Genomic DNA, 20,889 nt, shown 5'->3' with positions numbered 1-20,889 from the left:
GCAATGGATTGACAATCTGCGGCGCTCCCGCCATTACGCCGAGCGAGAGAATCGCTGGCCAGCCGGGCGGGAAAATAGAGAATACGCGATCCAGCCGCGCAACAATATAAAATGGGGAAATGTAAGGCTGCTGAGGATGGGCGGGAACCGTCAGCTTCCCCATTGCGAAAATCTGCGCTTGAAAAAGATTGGCGTGCTCGTCGGCGGAATTGGGGAAGTTATTCAGCGCATATTGGTTGATGGCGAGAGCCAAGGCCGCCGCCGCCAAGAGGACGGCGAGAAGAATCATGGCGTCCTTACGAGCCATACGCTGCGAGGCAGGGGCGGAATTCATCGCGAAGGATCGTTTCTATTCCAATTTCCGTTATAATCTTTTCAACTCCACAACGGAAGATTATAGAATGAATGAGGCGTCCCGCGAACCATCGAACCGCGCATTACATATCGCAGCGTCATGGACTTTAAAAATCCTGATTGCCGGACTCGCGCTCGTTCTCGCGGGATGGTTCATTCTAGGAAAGATTCGGCAGGATCATTTCATCCGCACGCAAGCGCGAATCGCGTTAACGCAGCAGAACTTGAAAATCCTGTCTTCCGCCATAGACGCCTATTGTTCTCTCCTCCAGCAACCGCCGCCGCCGATGCAGGATCGCTTCGATCTCTCCACTCTGCGCATCCTGGACGCCTCCGGCGCGGCGTTGAGCGTTCCCATCGCCGCCCTGCCGTTGGCGGCGATGGATCCCTTTGCGATACGAGCGACGCCTCTCTTTTATTACTACACGTTGAAGGACAAGTATCTCCTCGTCAGCCCCGGCCCGGACCAAAAACTGGATATCGACTCTAAAACCGCCCTCGCTTTCCTGCTCGGAGAAGACAATATAAGCCCCTATACCTTCGACCCCACCAACGGCCTCGGCGTTCCCTTCACGGAAAAGCGCAGCAGCGGAGGAGACATTTGGGCGTCGAATTTGCCGCCGAAAACGTCTTGGAAAGAGGGCGGGATTGTGGAGTGAGGATTTCTCATTAATTCGAGAGAATTAGAAGGATTGCAAATGAAAGAGGATTACGAACGAATCAATAATCAAACATTAGTCAACGACAACCTTCATCACGCATTGGTGGCCTTTGAAGATGATAATCTAAGTTTTGTAAGAATTGCCGTTGAGTGCCATCAAATACTGCTTCGTTCAATGGTCGAATCTCTCAAAGGTACTGCCAACCTCGCGATTACTGGTCGTTCTAAAGATAAAACACGGACAACATTATATAAGTTAGGAGATGGAGGTTGGAAGAAAATACAGAAAACCAAAATTAATGGATGCAAACGCGCATGGAGATTCTCTGAGCCGATAGATATATTAGAGGAAGAACTACATGATTTTGAGAAGCGGTCCCAAAAAGTAGATAATTTTCTTCACGGATTTTACGATCTCCTTGCGATGATCCAATCCGAATATTTTATGAAGCGTTATGTAATGAGTAAAACCATCTCTATTAATGATGAAGATATGAAAACTCTTGAATGGCTTCACGAGAAAGTAAGAAATGAAGTTGAACATTTTATTCCTAAAATATACTTAGTTGATAGCCATGATTTGCTCGAAGCCTCTATGCTATGTCTCGAAATATCTCATTTTCTTCTTTTTGAGAGCGGGAATGTAACAATAAAGAATCTACTTGATTCAGGAAAATGGGATTCATTAAAGATAAAAATCGAAGAAAACATCCATCGTTATTCAGGATCGTAGGGTGGGTCGTGTTGTTTGACCCATCCTACGATTTCATATTTTTTTTCGGAGATTTTATTGTAATCGTTATGATTGAATCAAACAATAACGAGAATCGGCGTTTTCCTTTATCCTCTTCCCCAACAATTGGAATCCTCTTCCCGCGATAAATTTTTTATTTAGCTAAATATAAAAATACTCTTGACGAACTCATCCTTGCGAAATATTATTAGCTCATCAGCTAAATAGAGGCGATGCCCATGAACAAAGTCTATCGAGCGCTATCGGACCCCACCCGGCGGCGGATTTTGGAACTGCTGCGGGAACGGGATCGTACGGCGGGGGAGCTGGCCGACTATTTCGATCTGGCCAAGCCTACCCTGTCGCGCCATTTCACCATTCTCAAAGAAGCTGACCTGATCCAAGGCGACAAAAACGGGACGACGATCACCTACCGTCTCAACGTCTCGCTGTTGGAAGAGGCTCTGATGGCGCTGATGAATACGTTCAACATCAATCCAAGGAGCGAATAAAATGGAAGAAACCACTGCATTCAAAACCAAAACGATTCTATTCGTTGGCGGAATGATCCTCATTATCATGCTTCTCTTTTCAGCGTGGGCTTGGCAGCAAATCCCGCCGGATCAAAAGATGCCCGTGCATTGGGGAGCGAATGGCGAAGTCGACCGCTATGGCAGTAAATTCGAAGGCTTGTTTCTTATGCCGATCATCATAGGAGCTTTGATTATCCCCTTAGCGATATTCATTCCCTATCTCGAACCCCGGAAAGAAAATTTCAAACAATCGCGGAAAGTTTTTTATATCATCATCTTCTGCGTAATGTTCTTTATGGCTGGGATTCATTTCGCCACGATCATGTTCGCCTTGGGCTACCCGGTGAAAATCGCCGCCATTGTTCCGGCGGGAGTAGGAATCCTCTTTATCGTCATCGGCAACTATCTGGGCAAAATCCGCAGCAACTTCTTCATGGGCATCCGCACGCCGTGGACGCTGTCAAGCGAACTGTCATGGAACAAAACGCATCGGCTGGGCGGGAAGTTGTTCGTTTTGATGGGTATCGTTATGTTGGCGGCGGGGATATTTCAAATCCATATCTTGATTCCCGTTATCAGTATGCTCTTTTGCGTCGGCGTCATGGTAATATACTCGTACGTGGTTTGGAAATCCGATCCCAACAAACAGACATCGGGGCGCTGACGCCCCGCGGAAGGGGCTAGATGAACGGACGAGAACGAACAGCGGCGGCGGTCAACCATCGAGAACCGGACCGGATTCCCTTCGATCTGGGAGGAACCAACACCACCGGAATCCATGTCAGCGCCGTAGCGGCGTTGCGGGATTATTACAGTTTGGAAAAGAAACCCGTCACGGTTCACGAGCCGTTGCAGATGCTGGGCTGGATCGACGACGATCTCAAAGAAGCTATCGGCATCGATACGGAATGCGTCTTTCCGCCGAAGACGAATTTCGGATACGCCAACGACAATTGGAAGACATGGCGCATGTTCGACGGGCTGGAGGTGCTGGTAGGCGGCGGTTTCGCCGTTACCTACGACAGCAACGGCGACGCGCTGATTCATCCCCAAGGCGACGTTTCCGCGCCGCCCAGCGGACGCATGCCTAAGGATGGCTATTTCTTCGACGCCATCATCCGACAGCCGCCGCTGGACGAGGAAAAACTCGATCCCCAAGACAACCTGGAAGAATACGGTCCGATTTCCGAGGCGGATATCGATTATTATCGAAAGGCCGTAGAGAAAGCGGCGGCTTCGGGCCGGGCGGTAATCGCCGCGTTCGGCGGGACTAGCTTTGGCGATATCGCCCGCGTGCCGGGGACGTCGCTGAAATATCCCAAAGGCATCCGCGACGTGTCGGAATGGTATATGTCCATCGCTGCGCGTCCGGATTACGTCGAGGAAGTGTTCTCGCGGCAATGCGATATCGCGCTGGCCAACCTGGCGAGAATCCACGCCGCCGTAGGCGATGCGGTGGATATCGCCTTTATCTGCGGGACCGATTTCGGCGCGCAGCAAACGTCGTTTTGTTCTGTAGAAACCTTCCGCCGTTTATACAAACCCTATTATAAAAAGGTAAACGATTGGATTCATCGAAATACGAAATGGATGACCTTCAAGCATTCCTGCGGCGCGGTGGAAAAATTTCTGGAGGATTTCATCGACGCGGGCTTCGATATTTTCAATCCCGTGCAATGCTCGGCGGCGGGCATGGCGCCGGAGCGGTTAAAGGAGAAATACGGCGACCGGCTGGTCTTTTGGGGCGGCGGCGTGGATACGCAAAAAACGCTGCCCTTCGGAACGCCGCAGCAAGTGCGGGAAGAAGTCCTGCGCCGCTGCGAAATTTTCGCTCCCGGCGGCGGCTTCGTCTTCAATCCCGTGCACAACATCCAAGCGCGCACGCCGATGGAGAACATCGTCGCTATGATCGAGGCGCTGAAGGAGTTTAATGGCGGGCAATAGAAACGCTGGGCTGGGCTTTATTCGATCTTTCCCGTATTCTAAACAAAAAAAAGGGGGAGGAATCGCCGATGAAGAAAAAAAACGCCGCTAAGGCCAGCAACATGCTCGTCTATAAAGAGTATTACGCCGTACCCCAATTCAGCGAGCGGGATCAATGCTTTCATGGGAAACTGCGAGGCATTAGGGACACAATTATGTTCGAAGGGCGGAATATGACGGAACTGAAAAAAGCGTTTCGCGATTCTGTGGACGAATATCTTAACCAGTGCGCGCGAGAAGGAATCGAACCGCAAAAATCTTTTTCCGGAAAATTCAATCTGAGAATGCCGCCCGATCTTCACGCCCAGGCGGCGCAAACAGCCGAACGTCAAGGCAAAAGCGTCAATCAACTTATTGTCGAAGCGATCAAGATGGCTGTTGAAGAATAATTTGAGCCAGCCTTCTAATTTCATCCCTAACACAATGTGGTAAAACGCCATGAAAAAAAGAAAAACCTGGCGGGAGAAATTGGCGGACAGCAAGGACTTGCCCAAAGTCTTGCCAATTACGGAAAAGATGAGCCAACGTTGGGGATCGGGAAGCGTTGTGATTCCTGCGCCGATAGAAGTGGACGAGATCATGAAAACCGTCCCCAAAGGGAAATTAATCACTATCAACGAAATCCGTTCGATCCTGGCGCAAAGGCATGGCGCGACGATGGGATGCCCCATCACGACGGGAATTTTCGCCTGGATTGCCGCCAACGCCGCCAACGACGAGGAAATGGAAGGGAAAAAAAGAATCACGCCCTATTGGCGGACGCTAAAAGCGGGCGGCGAGTTGAATGCGAAATACCCCGGCGGAATCGAGAATGTTAAAGCCCGTTTGGAAACGGAAGGACATAAGATCGTCGCTAAAGGCAAGAAATATCTCGTTGAAAATTTTGAAAAATCGTTAATGAAACAGTAAATTATGAAATCTCTTTATTATGCGGGCAGGATGCCCGCGCTCCCAGGATCATAGAATCATTTGAGCCAACCATATTATGTGCGGACGCTTTTCTCTCATTAGTCCCGAAGAAATTCTCGCCCGGCTGTTCAAGCTGAACGATGTCCCGCCTATCGCTCCCCGTTATAACATCGCGCCGTCGCAGGCGGTTCCCGGCGTAATTTTTTCGGCGGGGAAAAAGGAGAACCAACTTGCTTTTTTTCGCTGGGGATTGATTCCCGCTTGGACGAAAGACGCAACTCGATGCGCAAAATCGATCAACGCCTGTTCGGAGACGGTATTCGAAAAAGCCGCGTTTCGCGTTCCGATTTTGCGCAGGCGCTGCCTGATTCCGGCGGACGGCTTTTTCGAATGGAAAAAAACGAAGGGAGAAAAGCAGCCATATTTCATTCGGCTCAAAGGAGAACAAACCTTCGCCTTCGCGGGAATTTGGGAACGTTGGCAAGGAACGCCGGAGGCGCCGGTGGAGAGCTGCGCCATCCTGACGACGGCGGCCAACAATTTGATCCAACCGCTGCACGAACGAATGCCGGTCATCCTGCCGCCGGAGGATTACGGCGCCTGGCTCGATCCGGAAAACCAAAAGGCGGAAAACATCCAGCCTATGTTTCGTCCTTATCCCGCCAACGCGATGGAAGCGTTAGCCGTGGGAGATTGGGTCAATAGCGCCGCTCATGATGGCCCGCGCTGCATTGAAGTCCGCGAGGATGAGACAGAGGATTTGTTCTCTTTTTGATTTATCCATTGTGGTCTAGACAATGCGATCCATCCTACAAGCTATCCATAGTTTTGTTTCCCTCGCGCCCATCTATCATTTACTCAATGAATTTGAAATAATGGTTTCTTAATTTATCTCCAATATATCGTTCGATTCGAAATCGATGTCTGCGAGGGTAAACGATGCGTTTACGCCATTCACGCCTTCTTGAATATTGGCCGGTCTATGTTTTTTTGATTCTTATCGTTTTAAGCGCGGCGCGCCTTTACGCTTACGGAGACGCCGAAAAGCATCGCATCTACAGCCATCGCCTGGAGCCGCGAGAGAATCCCGACGATTCCCGCCGTTTCGTGAAGCCGCCGGATTGGGAAACGTTCGGCAACCGGACGCGATTCGCCGCTCTGCGCGGATTCGCCGTTCAGGACGATCAAATTATCGATTATGAGAAGGAATTGGATAAATACGTTCGCGACTTTGCGTTGGGAGATGTGATTTGGCCGTCGTATCCTATTCTATTCGCCAAGAATCTCGGCGATCTAGCTGACGAGATCAAGTGTAGAAATCTTTTCCTGTTCGATATCTGGGGCTATGTTCCTGGCTCCGGTCCGGGCGGCTATTGGCAGCAATACAAACCGCCGGAAGGCGTCTTCGATCTGTTGGAAGAGAAATTAGGCGAGCGTTGGCTGGGCATGGACGTGGGGGAGCAGGATGGGCGATACATCGGCGGTTACGCTTCGCAGATGGTTCTCAAATCCTCGGATCGCTTTAAACAATATTTGAATTTCCAACGGCATTTTCAGCGGATGTGCGACGATTTGGGCAATAAGATGTCGACGCTGGTTTCGCTCAATTTCGGGCATTACTTTTTGAAGGAGGGCGTCTATACGCTGATTGGAGCGGAGACTGCCCAAGGACTTCCCAATGGGCAAGTTTATTATTCCTTCATTCGCGGGGCGGGGAAGCAGTACGGCGTTCCGTGGTTTGGCAACGCCTCGATTTTCAACCGGTGGGGATACAAAACCTACGGCAGCGAGGGAGTGGATCATAGTCCAACCAAAGGAACCAGTTTGAGTTTATTCAAACGGTTGATCTACAGCCATATTCTCTACAACAGCGTATTCGTTGGATTCGAAAATGGTTGGTTCGACGCTCAAGGCGAATTTTCGCCCATCGGCAAAATGCAGGCGTCCGCCAACCGATGGGTGCAAGAACAAGGCCAACCGGGAGAGATGATCGTTCCCATCGCTTTGATGCTGGATTTTTACTCCGGCTGGTCGTTCCCCCGCCATTTATATTCGGGAGACGTCTACCGGGTTTGGGGCAATTTACCTTATGAAGAAGGCGATTACCTGACCGACGGCGTTTTGGATATGCTTTATCCCGGTTATCAGGATTCTTCTTATTTCCATGACGAGAAAGGATTTCTGACGCCGACGCCCTACGGCGACAGCGCCGATTGCCTGCTCAGCGACGCTCCCTTATGGCTGTTGAAACGTTATGCGGTGCTCGTAATCGCCGGGGAGATGAACGGGGGATTGGAGATTCGGGATAAGCTGCTGCGCTACGCCGAATCCGGAGGGCATTTGATTATTACGTCTGGCAATCTGGCGAAGTTCGTAGATGGACTTGCTGGCATCCAGGTTGACGGCCCAGCGCAAAAGATCGAAGCGGGCGTCTTGCAGATCGGCGGCGAGACGCGCAAGGAAGAATTTTCCTTCATGCTTTATCCGCTGCGGTTTCCCCCACGGGCGAAAGTATTAGCGCAATGCGGCGAGCGGCCTGCCGCTGTCGAAATCGATTTTGGCGCCGGACGCATTACGGCGCTAGCCAGTTCTTTTGGGGTATGCAGCCAACCAGCAGTCAAGGAGATTGAAAATAGAGACGATCGATCGCTGCCCAAACCTTATCCTCTCCTAAATCATGTCCGCATCGTATTGGATAAGGTTTTTCGCCAACAGATGTTGTTCGGCGCAGGAGACGATCTCAGTCTCATCGTTTGCCGCAAACGCGCAGGTGAATATACGCTGGGAATCGGCAATAACAGCTGGGAGGAAAAGCCTCTGCAGATCGTCTCTCATGGCGGCCCTATCTTAGAAATCCAGGAATCGCCGTTTGACTCATCGGAAAAACAAGCCATTGGTTACTTGCCGGAGACCGTAAAGAATCCAGCACTAGGCGCCAGCGACGGCGATAAGATCGCCGGAGGGGATTACCGCATCTTCATCGTGAAAATTCAGGAGCAAGCCATCGAACTCATTGCTCATGAAAAACCACCCGCGCGTCCCGTAGGCCGCATTTTGCCGCTGCGCAATATCGATTCCCTTAAAGAAGCCATCCTAGCCCGGCCTACGTTTTTCGAACATTACGACGGCGCGGCGATCGACTGGAATTATCTGCGCAGGAGAGATAAAAACGTTTTACGAAATGAAGCGGGATGGATTGTCCGGCAAGGTTTGCGCGTGATAGTGGATATGTCATCGGGAATCAATTTATATCCCGACTTGCGGCTGATCGACAACGATCCGGAAGAATACGCCAAAAGCATCGCGATCGTCAAAGATGTTCTCGAAAAAATGGAAATTCTTTCAGCGCATGATCTGCTGCTATCGCTGCATCGTTTTCCCGAAAATAATTTTACCGAAGAGCAAACCTGGAATTCATTTGACAAAACATTGAAAGAAATCTGCCAACTCGCCGGAAAACGTTCGATAACCGTTCATCTGCGGCTGGGACCAGGCAAGCCGCCATGGAATTTGAAGCAAGCCGCGCAATTTTTGGACCGCATCGCCGCGCCGAATTTTCGCCTGGCCCCAAGCGCGGCGCTGCTTTTATCGCAACGCAACGCAAAGGAAGAGATAACCGATGTAGTACAGAACCGAATTGGCATGTGGCTGGCATGCGCTCCCGCTTACGATGCCCGCGGACAGCTTTGGAGCGCGAACGCCGCCATCGCCAGTTATCAAGATAAGGACAGGCTGCAAGAAATTCTGGCAATGGCTGCCGACGTCCCGATTCTTTTCGATGTGGACTATCGCTCGTTGGACGAGGAATATCTCGATGCGCAGGCGTTGGAAATTCGATAGCCTAATCGAATGCAAATAATATTGGAGGAATTTTATTATGCGAATCACATTTACCCTTCTCATCATTGTTTCCATTTTTTGCAGCGCCACATGGTGCGAGATCAACGCCGCCGATTTCGGAGCGAAGACGGATGGAAGCGATTGCACGGCGGCGATTCAAGCGGCATTGGATAAAGCCGCCGAAAAGGGCGATGCGGTTCGCTTGCCAGCCGGACAATATCGGGTGAATGGAACGTTATCGATTCCGGAAGGCGCGACGTTGCAAGGCGTCTGGGAAGGGCCGCATACTTCGCATCTGGATAAAGGAACAGTATTGCTGGCATACGCCAACCGCAACGTCGAGGAGGGAACGCCTTTCCTATCGCTGTATACCTCCAGCACGGCGAAGGGGTTGACGATTTTTTATCCCGAACAAACCGTAGAAGACATCCAGCCCTATCCGTGGACGATCCAGGGGCGCGGACAGCATTACAACGTGATTGACGTAACGATCGTAAATGCCTACAACGGCGTCGATTGCGGGACCTATCATAACGAAGGGCATCATCTGCGCAACTTGCATATTTGCGCCCTGCGGCGCGGCGTACTCATCGATCAAACGACGGATATTGGACGAGTGGAAAACGTCCATATCCATAACGTCTATTGGTGGCGCGTCAGCGAACCGTACCGTCTGAACGCCGAGCAAGTGAAACAATTGGAACAATATACTCTCCAACATTTGGAAGGATTTATCATCGGCCGGACGGATTGGGAATACATGTCCAACTGTTTCGTGATCTGGGCGAAAGTAGGCTATCGTTTCGCCGATCTGGGGCATGGATTGCCCAATGCTATGCTGACGCAATGCGGGCCGGATATTATGCCGCTCGGCGTCTTGATCGAAAAAGTGCAAAAACACGCCGGCGTGGTTTTCGAAAACTGCCAATTTATGTCGGGCTTGGAAGTCCGTCCCGGCAACGAAGGCCCCGTTAAACTGACAAACTGCGGTTTTTGGGGCAATTCGGGATCCGGTTCCCAAATTATTCATGAAGGATCGGGGACGATTTCCCTCATGAACTGCCACTTCACACAAGGAAGACAGCCCAAAGTCGAGCCGTATGTCAAAGCGCTTAACGGTTCGTTGATCGCGCAGGGATGCGAATTTTTCAACAAACTTATTGCTGCGCCGGACATATTCATCGGCGAGAATATCCAAACCGCCGTTGTCATGGGCAATAAACTCAGCGGCCCCGATAAAATTTCCGCGCCTTTGGATCGGCCAGGACAGGTGCAGATATTGGGCAATGTATTCGTAAAAGAACGATAACGCGAATCATGGCGGTTAGGAAATAACGCAAGAGCAAAAAAAACTCCGCCCTTGTCTTCCGCCAAGATTGGACGAATATAATCTATACGGCGGAATAGTCTATACTTTATGCGAACAGCGCCGCGCCGAAAACGAATAAGGGAAGAGCGATTATGGTGAACTCCAAAAAGGCGTTTACTCTTATCGAATTGCTGATCGTCGTCGCCATTATTGGAATTTTAGCCGCCATCGCTGTGCCGAATTTCTTAAATGCGCAAGTGCGCGCCAAGGCGTCCCGTTCTATGAGCGATTTGAAAATGCTATACCAGCAGAACATCATGCGAAAAATGGATAAGAATGTCTGGATGCAGGATGGAAACGATGCGGGAGTGGGACCAGAAGAATTATGCGCATTGAAAGGGAATTATTTCGGGCAAACCTGCGCCAAGGCGAATATCCTTGGATGCTACGAACCGTATCATGACGGACGCGTATACGCGCTGCTGACGACTCCGGTATCCTATATTAGTTCCATCCCCATCGATCCCTTCGCCAATGGCTTGTTTTACGCGTACGGCACCAGCGATTGCCCGAACACCCCCAACGGTTCGATGTGGACATTTATGGCATGCGGACCCGATAAGGACGAGCTGGACGTCAATTATGGAGGCGGCCGCTCCGTCGCCTACCGACCGTCCAACGGAGTGGTGTCCGATGGGGATATCTGGATCGGTTACGATTTAGGCCGCTCGAACACTCATACGGACTTCAAGAAATCGCTCGGCGACGATATGACGTCGTTCTTTTAGGCTCCCCCTTTTCGCCCTGGGGGCTATCATTCTTTACTGCGATTTCCATTATTAAACGCTTCTGCGATCTGTTCGGCGTTCATGGCTTTCGCATAGAAAGCAAAGTCGTCCAGGCATCCCGTGAAATACTCGTTTCCTTCGTAATGGGGATTGGCGCCTAGCGCGAAATCTTGCGCTAGGGTGGGCAGATAAATGGGAGCGTTGGTGGAATCCGCTAGTTTCCCGTTGATGTAAAGCGACAATTGACTGCCCGATTTCACGGCGGCGACGTGCAGCCATTCCTTGTTATTGACGGGAATGCCTTTCGTATTGGCGCCGGTAAAGCCTTCGATGCGGCCATAGATTTTTCCGCCTTGCAGCGTCACCCGCAGGGGATCGTCGCCGCCTCGAATCCAAGCGCTGACGATCTGGGCGATATGGACGGTTGGCGGCGTTTCGGGATAAACCCAAACGAGAAACGTATATTCATCCGCTGGAAAATAAGGCAGTTGGTAGCGCAGCATTCCATTTCCGGAAAATCGGACGGCCCCGTTTTCGTTTCCGAATCGATCCTTGGCCGGTTCAATATGGCGCGTTTCAGCCAGGCAGCCATAGGTGGGCGTTCCGTTTCCATCCAAGGGAGATGAAGCCAAGAGACCGTCACCGCGGATTAGGACCAGCGCCGGATTATCGGCGAACCCCGCCAACGGATTAGCAAGGGACGAATCGACGGTAAACGAATTGGGCGAATCGCCAGCCTTTTGTTCGCCGCAGGGATTGCGAGAATCGACTGTCCAATAATAGGTTTTGCCTGGTTCAAGGGATTGGTTCACGATTTGAACCGGAAAATGGAGGCCGTCGATCTTCGCGATTGGTTCTTGCATTTCCTTGTTGTTGGAAATCCGCAGCGCGTAGGTTCTATCGGTTTGGCTTTTCATCCCGCTCCATTCGAATTTCATGGGACCGGCGGGAACGATTTCTCCATCCGCGGGTTGTTTTAGAACAATAGGAGGCGGCGGCGCGTTCACGGCGGGAAGCCAGGAGACGTAATTCGTTCCATATGCGCCCGCCGAGGCGAAATCGCACAACTCCGCGATCCGGCCATCGCTTCCCGTATAGTGGAATTGTACGATCGGCTTAAAACGTCCTAAGTAAGAATTATATTTCGTAAGAGAAAGGTTCCGCATATCAAGCGGCGGGATATCGTTCGCATCCAGCGAATTGAAATGAGAATCGAACGCTAAGAGCAGCGGTCCATAATAAACGGAAGTTTTGCCAAAGGCATGTCCGTCGCCGATCCAAGCGCGAATGGAAAAATCCAGATTTAGTTCCACTTGGTCGCCGGGATTCCATGTCCGCCGGATGGATAAATATTTTCCTGCTTCGACGCCCGCAAGCGAATTTCCATTGATCGATGCGTTCGTATTTTTCGACCAATTCGGAATGCGCAGCCTCAGCGTAAATTCCGCCGGTTTTTCGGGAACGATATGAAGAACGATGCGCGGGTCCGCCGGGTAGGACGTCTCTTCTTCGATTTGAATAGGTAAACCATTTTGCATCGTAAAACGCGCTTGTACGGGACCATAATAATTGACGATCGCGCCTTCCTCATCCGTCAGAAACGACCATTCGGAAAGCATTCCCAATCCGCGCGGGCCGTTGACGGAGCAGCAATTCAATTCCGGCGTTCCCGCCCGCGCCTGAAAAACGATGTGATGAGCGGAGGCCAACCGCGCTCCATCCATCGGCGTGTCGTAAGTCCACCATCGGCCGGAAGGATGCTGCGAACCCATAATGCTGTTCCAGGTTGACCATTCCAACTCGTCGGCCGCCGCCGAGTCCCCCGTCAATCGCAACATATCACCCGTCAGCGCCGCCCAGGCGATGGTGCAGCAGGTTTCGATGGGGCCGGGCGTATAGGGATCGCCGATGGCTTGCTCGAAGGTGGAGAATCCGCCGGTATTATGGCGGTCGAATTTAACGATGCTTCGCCAAAGATTTTCAAAGGCCTTTTTATATTCTTCCCGGCCTGTTATGCGGTAGAGTTCGAGAATCCCCTGAATGTCGGGCAGGCTTTCCCAGCGAGGCCGGGGGAGTTTATAGAAATCGACGCCTTTCAAGCCCATGCGGAAATAGTCGCCGCTTTCTTCCCATTCCTTTGTGATTTCCAACATCATTTTCAAGTATCGTTCGTCTTGGATAATGCGATAGAGGCGGCCAAAGACATGGATAATGGCCATGTTCATTTCATGCGAACCCATGTCGAGAATCCGCCGATCTGCGTCCAGATAGGTTCTGCAAATCAAATCCGCCGCGCGAATGGCGCATTCTTTAGCGTCGGCGTCATTGGCGTCTTCATGCCACATTAAAAGCGCCAACAGACAATGGTAATGCCCCCATAGATCCCAATAGCCCAAGAGGCGTTCTTCTTTTTTGAAAGGGCCAAGGTAACCGTCCTCGTCCTGCGATTCGATTAATTCGCCGATCACCCTTTGCAGAAGTACATCGAGATGAGGATCGTTCGTCATCCTGCGCGCTTGAATCGCCGATATCAGATATTTGCCGGCGAACTCGCCCGCCCAGGGAACAATGGACGGTTCGGGTTTCCGGTCTCTTTCGCGGAACATTTCCAGAATCCCCGGATTGGCGTCCGGGGCGGTAAGAAGCCAGTTATGCAGATTGGCGTCGATCCGTTCCCCCATTGGTCCGGAAAAACGAAGGGATATTTTTTCGGGGATGGAAAAAGCCAGAGCGCCTTTTTCCGTTTCCAGAGAATGAGCGGAAAATGTTGCAAAGGCGAATAGGATGCCGAAAAAGAATTTCACGATGGAATGGATGGCATGAAGCGAGCGTTGTTTCATTGCGTATTCCCCCAAGAATTCCAATATCTTAGATGCGTTGTTTAACAATTCCTCTCCAAGATGGAATGAGGTTAGGCGAGAGTTGATATTACTTCGTCATAATGGCGGGCTGCGCTTTGCTTTAAGACCACCCTATGGATACGACTACCCTATCATGAGACGCAAGGGGATCAAGAGTGGAAAAAGATTCTACAATTTTTGGGATGCGGGGAGAGAAAAGACGGCGTCGAGGGATTTGATGATGCCTTGGTTGCGTTCATCGCTTTTTAGGATGACTGTCGCGCCTTTGCTTTCGAACTCGCGGATTTCCTTTGGGCTGAGGTCCTTGCCCGTGATGACGACGATGCGGACGGCGTCGCGCCAGAGTTCGCGGCAATATTGAATGACGCGTTCGCCGTTGATTTGAGGCATAATCAAATCCACCAGAAGATAATCGGCGGCTGGCTTGGGCGGAAAAACGATCCCATCGGGCTTACCATCCAAATGAGAGGATTGGTTCAGGTCTTGACGATTTTTAACGCCGCTTCACTCCATGGATCATTAATCCAGGAAGCCTTTGATCATCCCGACATTCTTCGTAAAATTTTTGCGTATAATTGATAGCCTTGAAAGGCTATTTTAAAATGCCCCTTTAAAAGGGGCAAATTTTAATAATCCGCCGTTTTAACGGCGGGAGCAAGCCGATGGGTGAAGGAGTTTTTTTTTCGGAATCGCTTGTGTGCAAAGGTTTTGTAAGATACACGCAGATTCTCTTGTTCATTTCTTGAGAAAAGCATATTGTAATATGCACGTTAGTCAAGACTTATGCTAATATCAGCAATCCATAATTTTTTAGTGAAAGACTAAAATCCTCGACTTTTTTTCTCTTCGAACGAACCTTTTTCTCTTTTCTTCTGACTAATTTTATTGGCGCATAAACGCAATTCATTTTCTACGAAACGCCATCCCTTCGAATATGTTTTTAATATAGGCTTATTGCGTTGCGAAGAAAAATAAATTGCGAAATGACAATCCATCATAACGAGGAAGAAAGGGAGAAAGAGATGAAGCAATGGGCGTATCGATTAGGATTGGTTTTACTTGCCGTTAGTTTCGTCGCCGGGTCTGTTTTGGCGCAACCGGCTCCAGGCCAGGGACGGGGTTTCGGACGATTCTTATTCAATCCCGACGAAGGAAACTTTATCTGCGATTATCTTTTACTCGATAAAGCAAACGCCGAGAAAGTCGCCGAGGCTTACGGAAAAGCCATAAAAGAACTCAGCGATAAATGGATGCCGAAACTGGAAGGCGTATCCGGCGAAGAACGCCGGACTATGTTCCAGGAGATACGGGACGAAAGCGCGAAGGCGAAGAAAGAAAGCCTCGGCAAACTTCTCTCCGCCGACGAAATGAAAACCGTCGAACCCGTAATGGAAATGCGCATGATCCAACCTTTGGCCAACCTGCGGGCGTTGCGGCTTCTCTATTTGGAAAAGGAAAAACGCGCCAAACTGCAACCCCTGGCGGCGGAATACGTAAAAACCCTGCAAGAAGCGCGTCCAGCCAGGCAACCTGGCCAACAACTTTCCCAGGAAGATCGGCAAAAACAACAAGAGGAATTCGCAAAAAAACGGGAAGAAATCACCAAAGAGTATGATGGAAAAGTAATAGCCCTTCTTTCCACCGATGAAGCGAAAGCCTTAAAAGAGCAAACGGCGAAAATTCAGGAAGAATTTGACAAAGCGGCTGCCGCTATGGGTGGCGGCGCGCCGAGACGGCAGCAATAACTTATCGAACGATCATGCGCGCAAGCAACGCGCCGCATCGAATTGTTCTACGCATTCAACCAACTAAGGGCGGGGAATCTCTCCGCCCTTGTTTTTTTTTCTTTGAGCGATCAATGGGTCAAACAACGCGACCCATCCTACGTTATGTTCCCATCGAAATTCAAGAGACGCCCGTTCTTGCAATAGTTCACCCTTGAATCGCCATCGAAAACGGCGATAGTTAAGTCCATTGAATAATGATAGTTCATGCCGAATGAAGCAGGGCGTCAGCATCTCGTTGCGTTGCGATTCTACCGGATATTTAATGATGTTGAACAATAACAAGCCAGACCATTCCAACAAGCCTTTGGATAAAGCCTTTATTAAAATCCTGCGCGGCTTATTTCCCTCCGAGCGCCTGTCCGCCGATCCCGTCGATTTGCTCACCTACTCGTATGACGCTACGAAAAAAGAGTATCTTCCGCAAATGGTGGTATGGGCGGAAAATGCGGAGGAGATATCCGCTCTATTGCGCGCTGCCTGCGAATACCAAGTTCCCGTTTATCCGCGCGGCGGCGGGACCGGCCTTTCGGGAGGTGCGTTGGCGACGCATGGCGGCGTATTGCTCTCCATGGAACGCATGGATAAAATCCTCAATCTGGACGAAGAGAACCGCCTGCTCACCGCCCAGCCCGGCGTTCCGCTGGGCGTCTTGAAAGCCGCTGCTCAAAAGCGCGGCCTTTTCTATCCTCCCGATCCCTCCAGCGCCAAAACCGCATCCTTGGGGGGAACTCTGGCCGAATGCGCCGGGGGACTCAATTGCGTAAAATACGGTACGACGAAGGATTGGATTCAATCCATCCAGGCGGTTCTGCCTACCGGCGAAATCGTGAAAGCGGGAACCAAAGCGCGCAAGAACGTAGTGGGCTACAACCTTCTGCAACTGCTGATTGGTTCCGAAGGCACGCTGGCCGTGATTACGGAAGCGACGGTGAGGCTGATTCCCAATCCATCGGCCCATTCCGCCTTTGCGGCGCTCTTCGATTCCATCGACGATTCCTCCCAGGCGGTGCAAGCCATTCTGAAAAGCGGCGTTACGCCCTGCGCCTTGGAGTTTATCGACCGCCAATGCCTGGAGGCAGCCAACGAATACGTCCAGGATCGCCGCATTCCCATCGCCGAGGCGCTGCTCCTAGTGGAGACCGACGGCTTTGACGAATTGCTGGTTGGACAAGACGCCCGCGCTCTGGCGGATATCTGCCGCCAACAAGGGGCTAGTGAAATCCGCCCCGCCCAGACGGAGGAGGAACGCCAGGCCTTATGGGACATCCGCCGCTCTCTCAGCCCGGCCATGTATGCCAAGGCGCCTTTTAAGACTAACGAAGACGTTTGCGTTCCCGTCTCCGCCTATCCCCTTCTAATGCAAAAAGCCTATGAAATCAGCGAACGCCATCGGGTGATGACTCTTTGCTTCGGTCATGCGGGCGACGGCAACATCCATGTCAATTTCATGTCGCGCCTAGAGAACGATCCCAGCGTCATCGCCGCCGTCAAGGATTTGTTTCGCGCCGTCGTGGACATGGGCGGCAGCATCTCCGGCGAGCACGGCATCGGCATCGCCAAAGCGCCTTATATCTCCTTCGAATTGGGCGAATGCGAACGGAAGTTGATTACGGACATCAAAAGACTCTTCGATCCGCATAACATCCTCAATCCCGAAAAAATCGTTGTCTGAAGCCTTTTTTGGAATTATGATAATTAAAAACTGAAATTGGATGGCAAGGATGAAAGGATGATCAGGATAGATATCCGAGTTATTCTAATCCTCACTTATGCTGTTTTTCTTCTATTCTCCTTCGCGCTGATGAGTCCTATCGCCGCAACGCAAGAGGACTCGCCCATCCCGCCCCTGCTTGACTCTTCCTCGGAGAAAAACTCGCTGGCCGATCTTCTGCGCAACGATTTGATGAAGCGCTTTATCCAAACCCAAGACGAAATCCAAAAGGACGGCAGCCGCGCCCGCCGCCCCCGCCCCGAACTGGGCGGCGCGCGCGCGGGAAGGGAACCGATCGATCTTTCCAAATACATCGGCCCGGCGGGCGATCCTCAAAAAACTTACGACAAGTTAGTCGAAAAAGGCGCAATCCCGCCGCCGTCTCCGTCTTATCCCGCCTATCCTTCGCAACCGCCGGAAAGCGCCAGCGACGCCATCGGCGATTTGCTGGATAACATGCCGCTGGACAAGAAATTCGAGTACGTCGAGGATCTTATCAAGCGGCGAAAATACGAGACGGCGTTGACGGAATTGGAAAAAATTCTGGAAAAAAAACTGAAAGGAAACGATCTCATCAACGCGCTAATTCTGCGTGAAAAATCACTATTCCATTTAAAGCATTACGGCATAGTGGAAGACGACTACTTTCGTCTTAAAGCCTATTATCCCAAAGAGAAAAAAATCGATGCGCTAAAAGAATATCTGGAGCGGCAATCCGGCGCGGCGCCCTTGCAAGAGAGCGTCATGAAAAATCCCCAAGATCCCGCCGCCCAGCAAAAACTCTTCGACCTTTACAAGCATTACGGCTGGCTGGATTTTGCGGAAGAGTTTTTCGCCAAGACTGTCCAGGATACGTCCGAACCCACCGTCATCAGCCTCAGCGGCGTTTATTACTTGAAAAAAGATTACGAAATGCTGGTCGAACTCTCCCGCGCCGCCGAGAAACTGCACCCTCAAAGCGCCGTCTTGGTTTACAATGAAGGCGTAGGACTCTATTCCCAAGGCGATCCTCATTCCCTCGATCTGGCGCGGGAGGCCTTCCTCAAAGCGCGCTCCATGAACTTAACCCCGGCGCTGCGCAAAAACGTGGAATGGTATCTTGGACGGTTGAAGACTAAACCAAAAGAAAACTGAAATGAAATACACCGTTATCGTCGCGAAAATGAAATCGAATTATTGCGCTCATTGCCCGGACGTTCCCGGCTGCATGGCTACCGGAAAAACCTTCGAAGAAACCCTCCAACTCTTTAAAGAAGCCCTTGAGTTTCATTTCGAGGGACTCAAGGAAGACGGCGAGTCTATCCCCCAACCCTCCACGCATTGCGAATACGTCGAGGTGGACGTCGACGCGGCGATCAACGCGGCGTGAGAAGGTAAAATGAAGTTGAAAAACTTTACTCTCGAATATTGGATCGATGATGGCTGGTATGTCGGCAAACTGAAAGAAATTCCGGGGATTTTCAGCCAAGGAGAGACTTTGGAAGATTTGGAAGAGAATATAAAAGATGCTTACGCTTTGATGATGGAAGGTTAAATCGTAGGATGGGTCGCGTCATTTGACCCATCAAATATCATATCCATAAAGACCGATGGGTCAAAAAATGCAACCCATCCTACTTTTCTATTAACGAATTCTCAAAAAGTCCACAAATAGCGGAAGCCAACTTGATTGCATAATAAGCGGTATGACGTAGTGCAGGTTTTGAACCGTGAACATCACCCATAGACCGTCTTAATACTTCTAAAAATTGTACAGCATGATTAGTTGCTTTCTTCATTTCTTCAACTAATGATGTTATGTCCATTTCAGTCATATCGATATCTTGAAAATCTTGTCTTAGTAATTCAAATATATGCAATTCCTTCAAAGAAGTATTAACTTTAGCCTGGAAACCAACTTTGCCAGGTTCGCCTAACTCCTTTTCCTTATAGATTTTTTGCATTAAAATATCTACAGCGCCACAGGCTGAAGTAATGGCTCCACTATAATCACTATTTATCAATCGAGATGTTGCCTGCGCTATATGAGATGCTGAATTAGTAGGCAAAAATTTTGATTCTCTTTGATCCAATAAATCGATTGGAATAAACGAATTATCAATAAACTGAAAACCATGTTTTCCAAGTATATTTTGTACTCTTTCCTCTAATGAGGAATTTTCATGAATCAATTTTTCTGCAATTATACGAAGTGCATTTATCTTGTCATCATTTGGTAACTTGCCAAATAATTCATCAATTATAGGCATTACTTCTGCTCGACTGCCTATTCCTCCTTTATCTTCAGATTTATGTGAAATTCTTGTAACGTCAAAGCCTGCCGCGCGTACTGTGTTCCTAATGTTCGGAATTGACAAGCGATTAAGTTCGGAACTTAATGCTCCATATATGTTTCTAATTTCATCATTAGTTAATATCTGGCTTGTCATCGAATTCTACTTCTTCTATTAATAAGTTATAAAGATAATAATATTTCAATTACATTTTATTATTTCTTCCATTTGGATTCGGAGTAAATAAATTCATGTTCCTCACTTAGTAGGGTTACACAAATATGAATATCATTTATATCTTTAGGAATTTTTGTAAAGCATATGAGAACATAACCACCGTATAACATACCCGGAAAAACCGTATTTTTTTGAAGGATATTTTGACCCATATAATTCAAAGTTTGGTTGGTTGATTCTGTGATATAATTGATCTCATCTCTTGTTATAGCATTAGCTTCAGCTTGCGCTTGGGCAGCAGCGGCAGGATTGTATGTATATCCAGAATATGAACCATACCCATATCCACTATAGCCACTTGTATTATAATAAGAAGTATTGAATGAACCTGATTGGTATTGATAGCCAGCTTGCGATGCTTGCATAGAGCGCCCCATTCCAAACAATGCTGCGCCAATTAAAGCCGCAGATTGCGCTCTCCTCACTTCTTCCACTAATTCTTCATATGTGTATACTTTCCACGCCTCACCATTGACCGTAGCCGTAATGTTATCCTCGATGGAAAAATTGAAAGGCTCTTTTGTGTCATTGCAGACGCCAATGATGAATTTGGGCCGGATATTAGACATATGAGTTGACTCTGAAGTACTAACAATTACTGTATTATTTTTTTTCGAGACAAGGCTGCTTACGCCTTTTAAATAAATAATTTTCTGGTCATTTGATGGTTGAGGATGCAATGCCAATGTTGTAGCGCAACCCTGAAGCATAATAATGAAACTGAATAAAATTCCAAACAATTTCATGATATTATCCTCCTTTATATTTCAGAAACAATTATTTATACAATTTTTATATTACTACTACTAATTTCATTTGTATACGGAAAATCGAATTCTTTATCAAAAAATTTGCGTTCGCCTCCAACCGCATCCATCTCATTTTTCCCTTGATTTAAATAATCGCAAAC

General features: G+C 49.4%; 21 protein-coding genes. 16 read left to right on the top strand and 5 right to left on the bottom strand.

Annotated elements, in window-relative coordinates:
• Positions 1-334, bottom strand: a 334-nt coding sequence (locus AB1656_21270; GenBank protein ID MEW6237927.1) for a hypothetical protein, incomplete at its 3' end; no start/stop codon positions are given.
• 67 nt (positions 335-401) lie between these two features.
• Between AB1656_21270 and AB1656_21265 the strand changes: the two genes are divergently transcribed.
• The 11 genes from AB1656_21265 to AB1656_21215 all read left to right on the top strand — a co-directional run bounded on the left by AB1656_21265 (position 402) and on the right by AB1656_21215 (position 11,110).
• Entirely contained in the window at positions 402-1,013 is a 612-nt protein-coding gene (locus tag AB1656_21265) for a hypothetical protein (GenBank protein MEW6237926.1), read from the top strand.
• Positions 1,014-1,052: 39 nt separating this feature from the next.
• On the top strand, positions 1,053-1,748 hold the full coding sequence (locus tag AB1656_21260) for a hypothetical protein (protein MEW6237925.1): 696 nt from the start codon (positions 1,053-1,055) through the stop codon (positions 1,746-1,748).
• 239 nt (positions 1,749-1,987) lie between these two features.
• Entirely contained in the window at positions 1,988-2,260 is a 273-nt protein-coding gene (locus AB1656_21255) for an autorepressor SdpR family transcription factor (GenBank protein MEW6237924.1), read from the top strand.
• Position 2,261: 1 nt separating this feature from the next.
• The gene (locus AB1656_21250; protein ID MEW6237923.1) at positions 2,262-2,945 is read left to right on the top strand and encodes an SdpI family protein; all 684 of its coding nucleotides are present in this window, start codon (positions 2,262-2,264) and stop codon (positions 2,943-2,945) included.
• Between the two features lie 20 nt (positions 2,946-2,965).
• A complete protein-coding gene (locus AB1656_21245; GenBank protein MEW6237922.1) occupies positions 2,966-4,225 on the top strand; it encodes a uroporphyrinogen decarboxylase family protein in 1,260 nt (419 codons plus the stop codon).
• Between the two features lie 68 nt (positions 4,226-4,293).
• Positions 4,294-4,653, top strand: coding sequence for a type II toxin-antitoxin system HicB family antitoxin (locus AB1656_21240; GenBank protein ID MEW6237921.1), 360 nt, complete (start codon positions 4,294-4,296; stop codon positions 4,651-4,653).
• A gap of 49 nt (positions 4,654-4,702) precedes the next feature.
• Positions 4,703-5,173, top strand: coding sequence for a hypothetical protein (locus AB1656_21235; GenBank protein ID MEW6237920.1), 471 nt, complete (start codon positions 4,703-4,705; stop codon positions 5,171-5,173).
• Positions 5,174-5,249: 76 nt separating this feature from the next.
• A complete protein-coding gene (locus AB1656_21230) occupies positions 5,250-5,948 on the top strand; it encodes an SOS response-associated peptidase (GenBank protein MEW6237919.1) in 699 nt (232 codons plus the stop codon).
• A 164-nt stretch (positions 5,949-6,112) separates the two neighbouring features.
• Positions 6,113-9,013 carry a TIM barrel protein gene (locus AB1656_21225; GenBank protein ID MEW6237918.1) on the top strand — a complete coding sequence of 967 codons (2,901 nt, stop codon included), beginning with the start codon at positions 6,113-6,115 and terminating at the stop codon, positions 9,011-9,013.
• A gap of 37 nt (positions 9,014-9,050) precedes the next feature.
• Positions 9,051-10,322, top strand: a complete 1,272-nt coding sequence (locus AB1656_21220) for a glycosyl hydrolase family 28-related protein (GenBank protein ID MEW6237917.1) — start codon at positions 9,051-9,053, stop codon at positions 10,320-10,322.
• Between the two features lie 152 nt (positions 10,323-10,474).
• The gene (locus tag AB1656_21215) at positions 10,475-11,110 is read left to right on the top strand and encodes a prepilin-type N-terminal cleavage/methylation domain-containing protein (protein ID MEW6237916.1); all 636 of its coding nucleotides are present in this window, start codon (positions 10,475-10,477) and stop codon (positions 11,108-11,110) included.
• Positions 11,111-11,136: 26 nt separating this feature from the next.
• Here AB1656_21215 and AB1656_21210 read toward each other — a convergent pair whose 3' ends face one another.
• Together AB1656_21210 and AB1656_21205 are read right to left on the bottom strand one after the other, a co-directional pair.
• Complete coding sequence (locus AB1656_21210) at positions 11,137-13,950, bottom strand: beta-L-arabinofuranosidase domain-containing protein (GenBank protein ID MEW6237915.1); 2,814 nt, start codon at positions 13,948-13,950, stop codon at positions 11,137-11,139.
• A gap of 189 nt (positions 13,951-14,139) precedes the next feature.
• Positions 14,140-14,433 carry a hypothetical protein gene (locus AB1656_21205; protein ID MEW6237914.1) on the bottom strand — a complete coding sequence of 98 codons (294 nt, stop codon included), beginning with the start codon at positions 14,431-14,433 and terminating at the stop codon, positions 14,140-14,142.
• A 560-nt stretch (positions 14,434-14,993) separates the two neighbouring features.
• On the opposite strand from AB1656_21205, the gene AB1656_21200 reads away from it, so the two are divergent.
• The 5 genes from AB1656_21200 (at position 14,994) to AB1656_21180 (ending at position 19,003) form a co-directional block, all read left to right on the top strand.
• Positions 14,994-15,716, top strand: a complete 723-nt coding sequence (locus tag AB1656_21200) for a hypothetical protein (protein MEW6237913.1) — start codon at positions 14,994-14,996, stop codon at positions 15,714-15,716.
• A 304-nt stretch (positions 15,717-16,020) separates the two neighbouring features.
• On the top strand, positions 16,021-17,430 hold the full coding sequence (locus AB1656_21195) for an FAD-binding oxidoreductase (GenBank protein ID MEW6237912.1): 1,410 nt from the start codon (positions 16,021-16,023) through the stop codon (positions 17,428-17,430).
• A 57-nt stretch (positions 17,431-17,487) separates the two neighbouring features.
• Positions 17,488-18,603: a hypothetical protein gene (locus AB1656_21190; protein ID MEW6237911.1), complete on the top strand. Its 1,116-nt coding sequence runs from the start codon at positions 17,488-17,490 to the stop codon at positions 18,601-18,603.
• Between the two features lies 1 nt (position 18,604).
• Positions 18,605-18,838 carry a type II toxin-antitoxin system HicB family antitoxin gene (locus AB1656_21185; protein ID MEW6237910.1) on the top strand — a complete coding sequence of 78 codons (234 nt, stop codon included), beginning with the start codon at positions 18,605-18,607 and terminating at the stop codon, positions 18,836-18,838.
• 9 nt (positions 18,839-18,847) lie between these two features.
• Positions 18,848-19,003 carry a type II toxin-antitoxin system HicB family antitoxin gene (locus AB1656_21180; protein MEW6237909.1) on the top strand — a complete coding sequence of 52 codons (156 nt, stop codon included), beginning with the start codon at positions 18,848-18,850 and terminating at the stop codon, positions 19,001-19,003.
• A 79-nt stretch (positions 19,004-19,082) separates the two neighbouring features.
• Here AB1656_21180 and AB1656_21175 read toward each other — a convergent pair whose 3' ends face one another.
• On the bottom strand, positions 19,083-19,898 hold the full coding sequence (locus AB1656_21175; protein MEW6237908.1) for a hypothetical protein: 816 nt from the start codon (positions 19,896-19,898) through the stop codon (positions 19,083-19,085).
• Positions 19,899-19,957: 59 nt separating this feature from the next.
• On the bottom strand, positions 19,958-20,725 hold the full coding sequence (locus AB1656_21170) for a hypothetical protein (protein ID MEW6237907.1): 768 nt from the start codon (positions 20,723-20,725) through the stop codon (positions 19,958-19,960).
• Positions 20,726-20,889: the final 164 nt, after the last annotated feature.

Source organism: Candidatus Omnitrophota bacterium, from assembly GCA_040755155.1.
Taxonomy (GTDB): domain Bacteria; phylum Hinthialibacterota; class Hinthialibacteria; order Hinthialibacterales; family Hinthialibacteraceae; genus JBFMBP01.
This window is presented reverse-complemented; position numbering and strand designations above follow the sequence as displayed.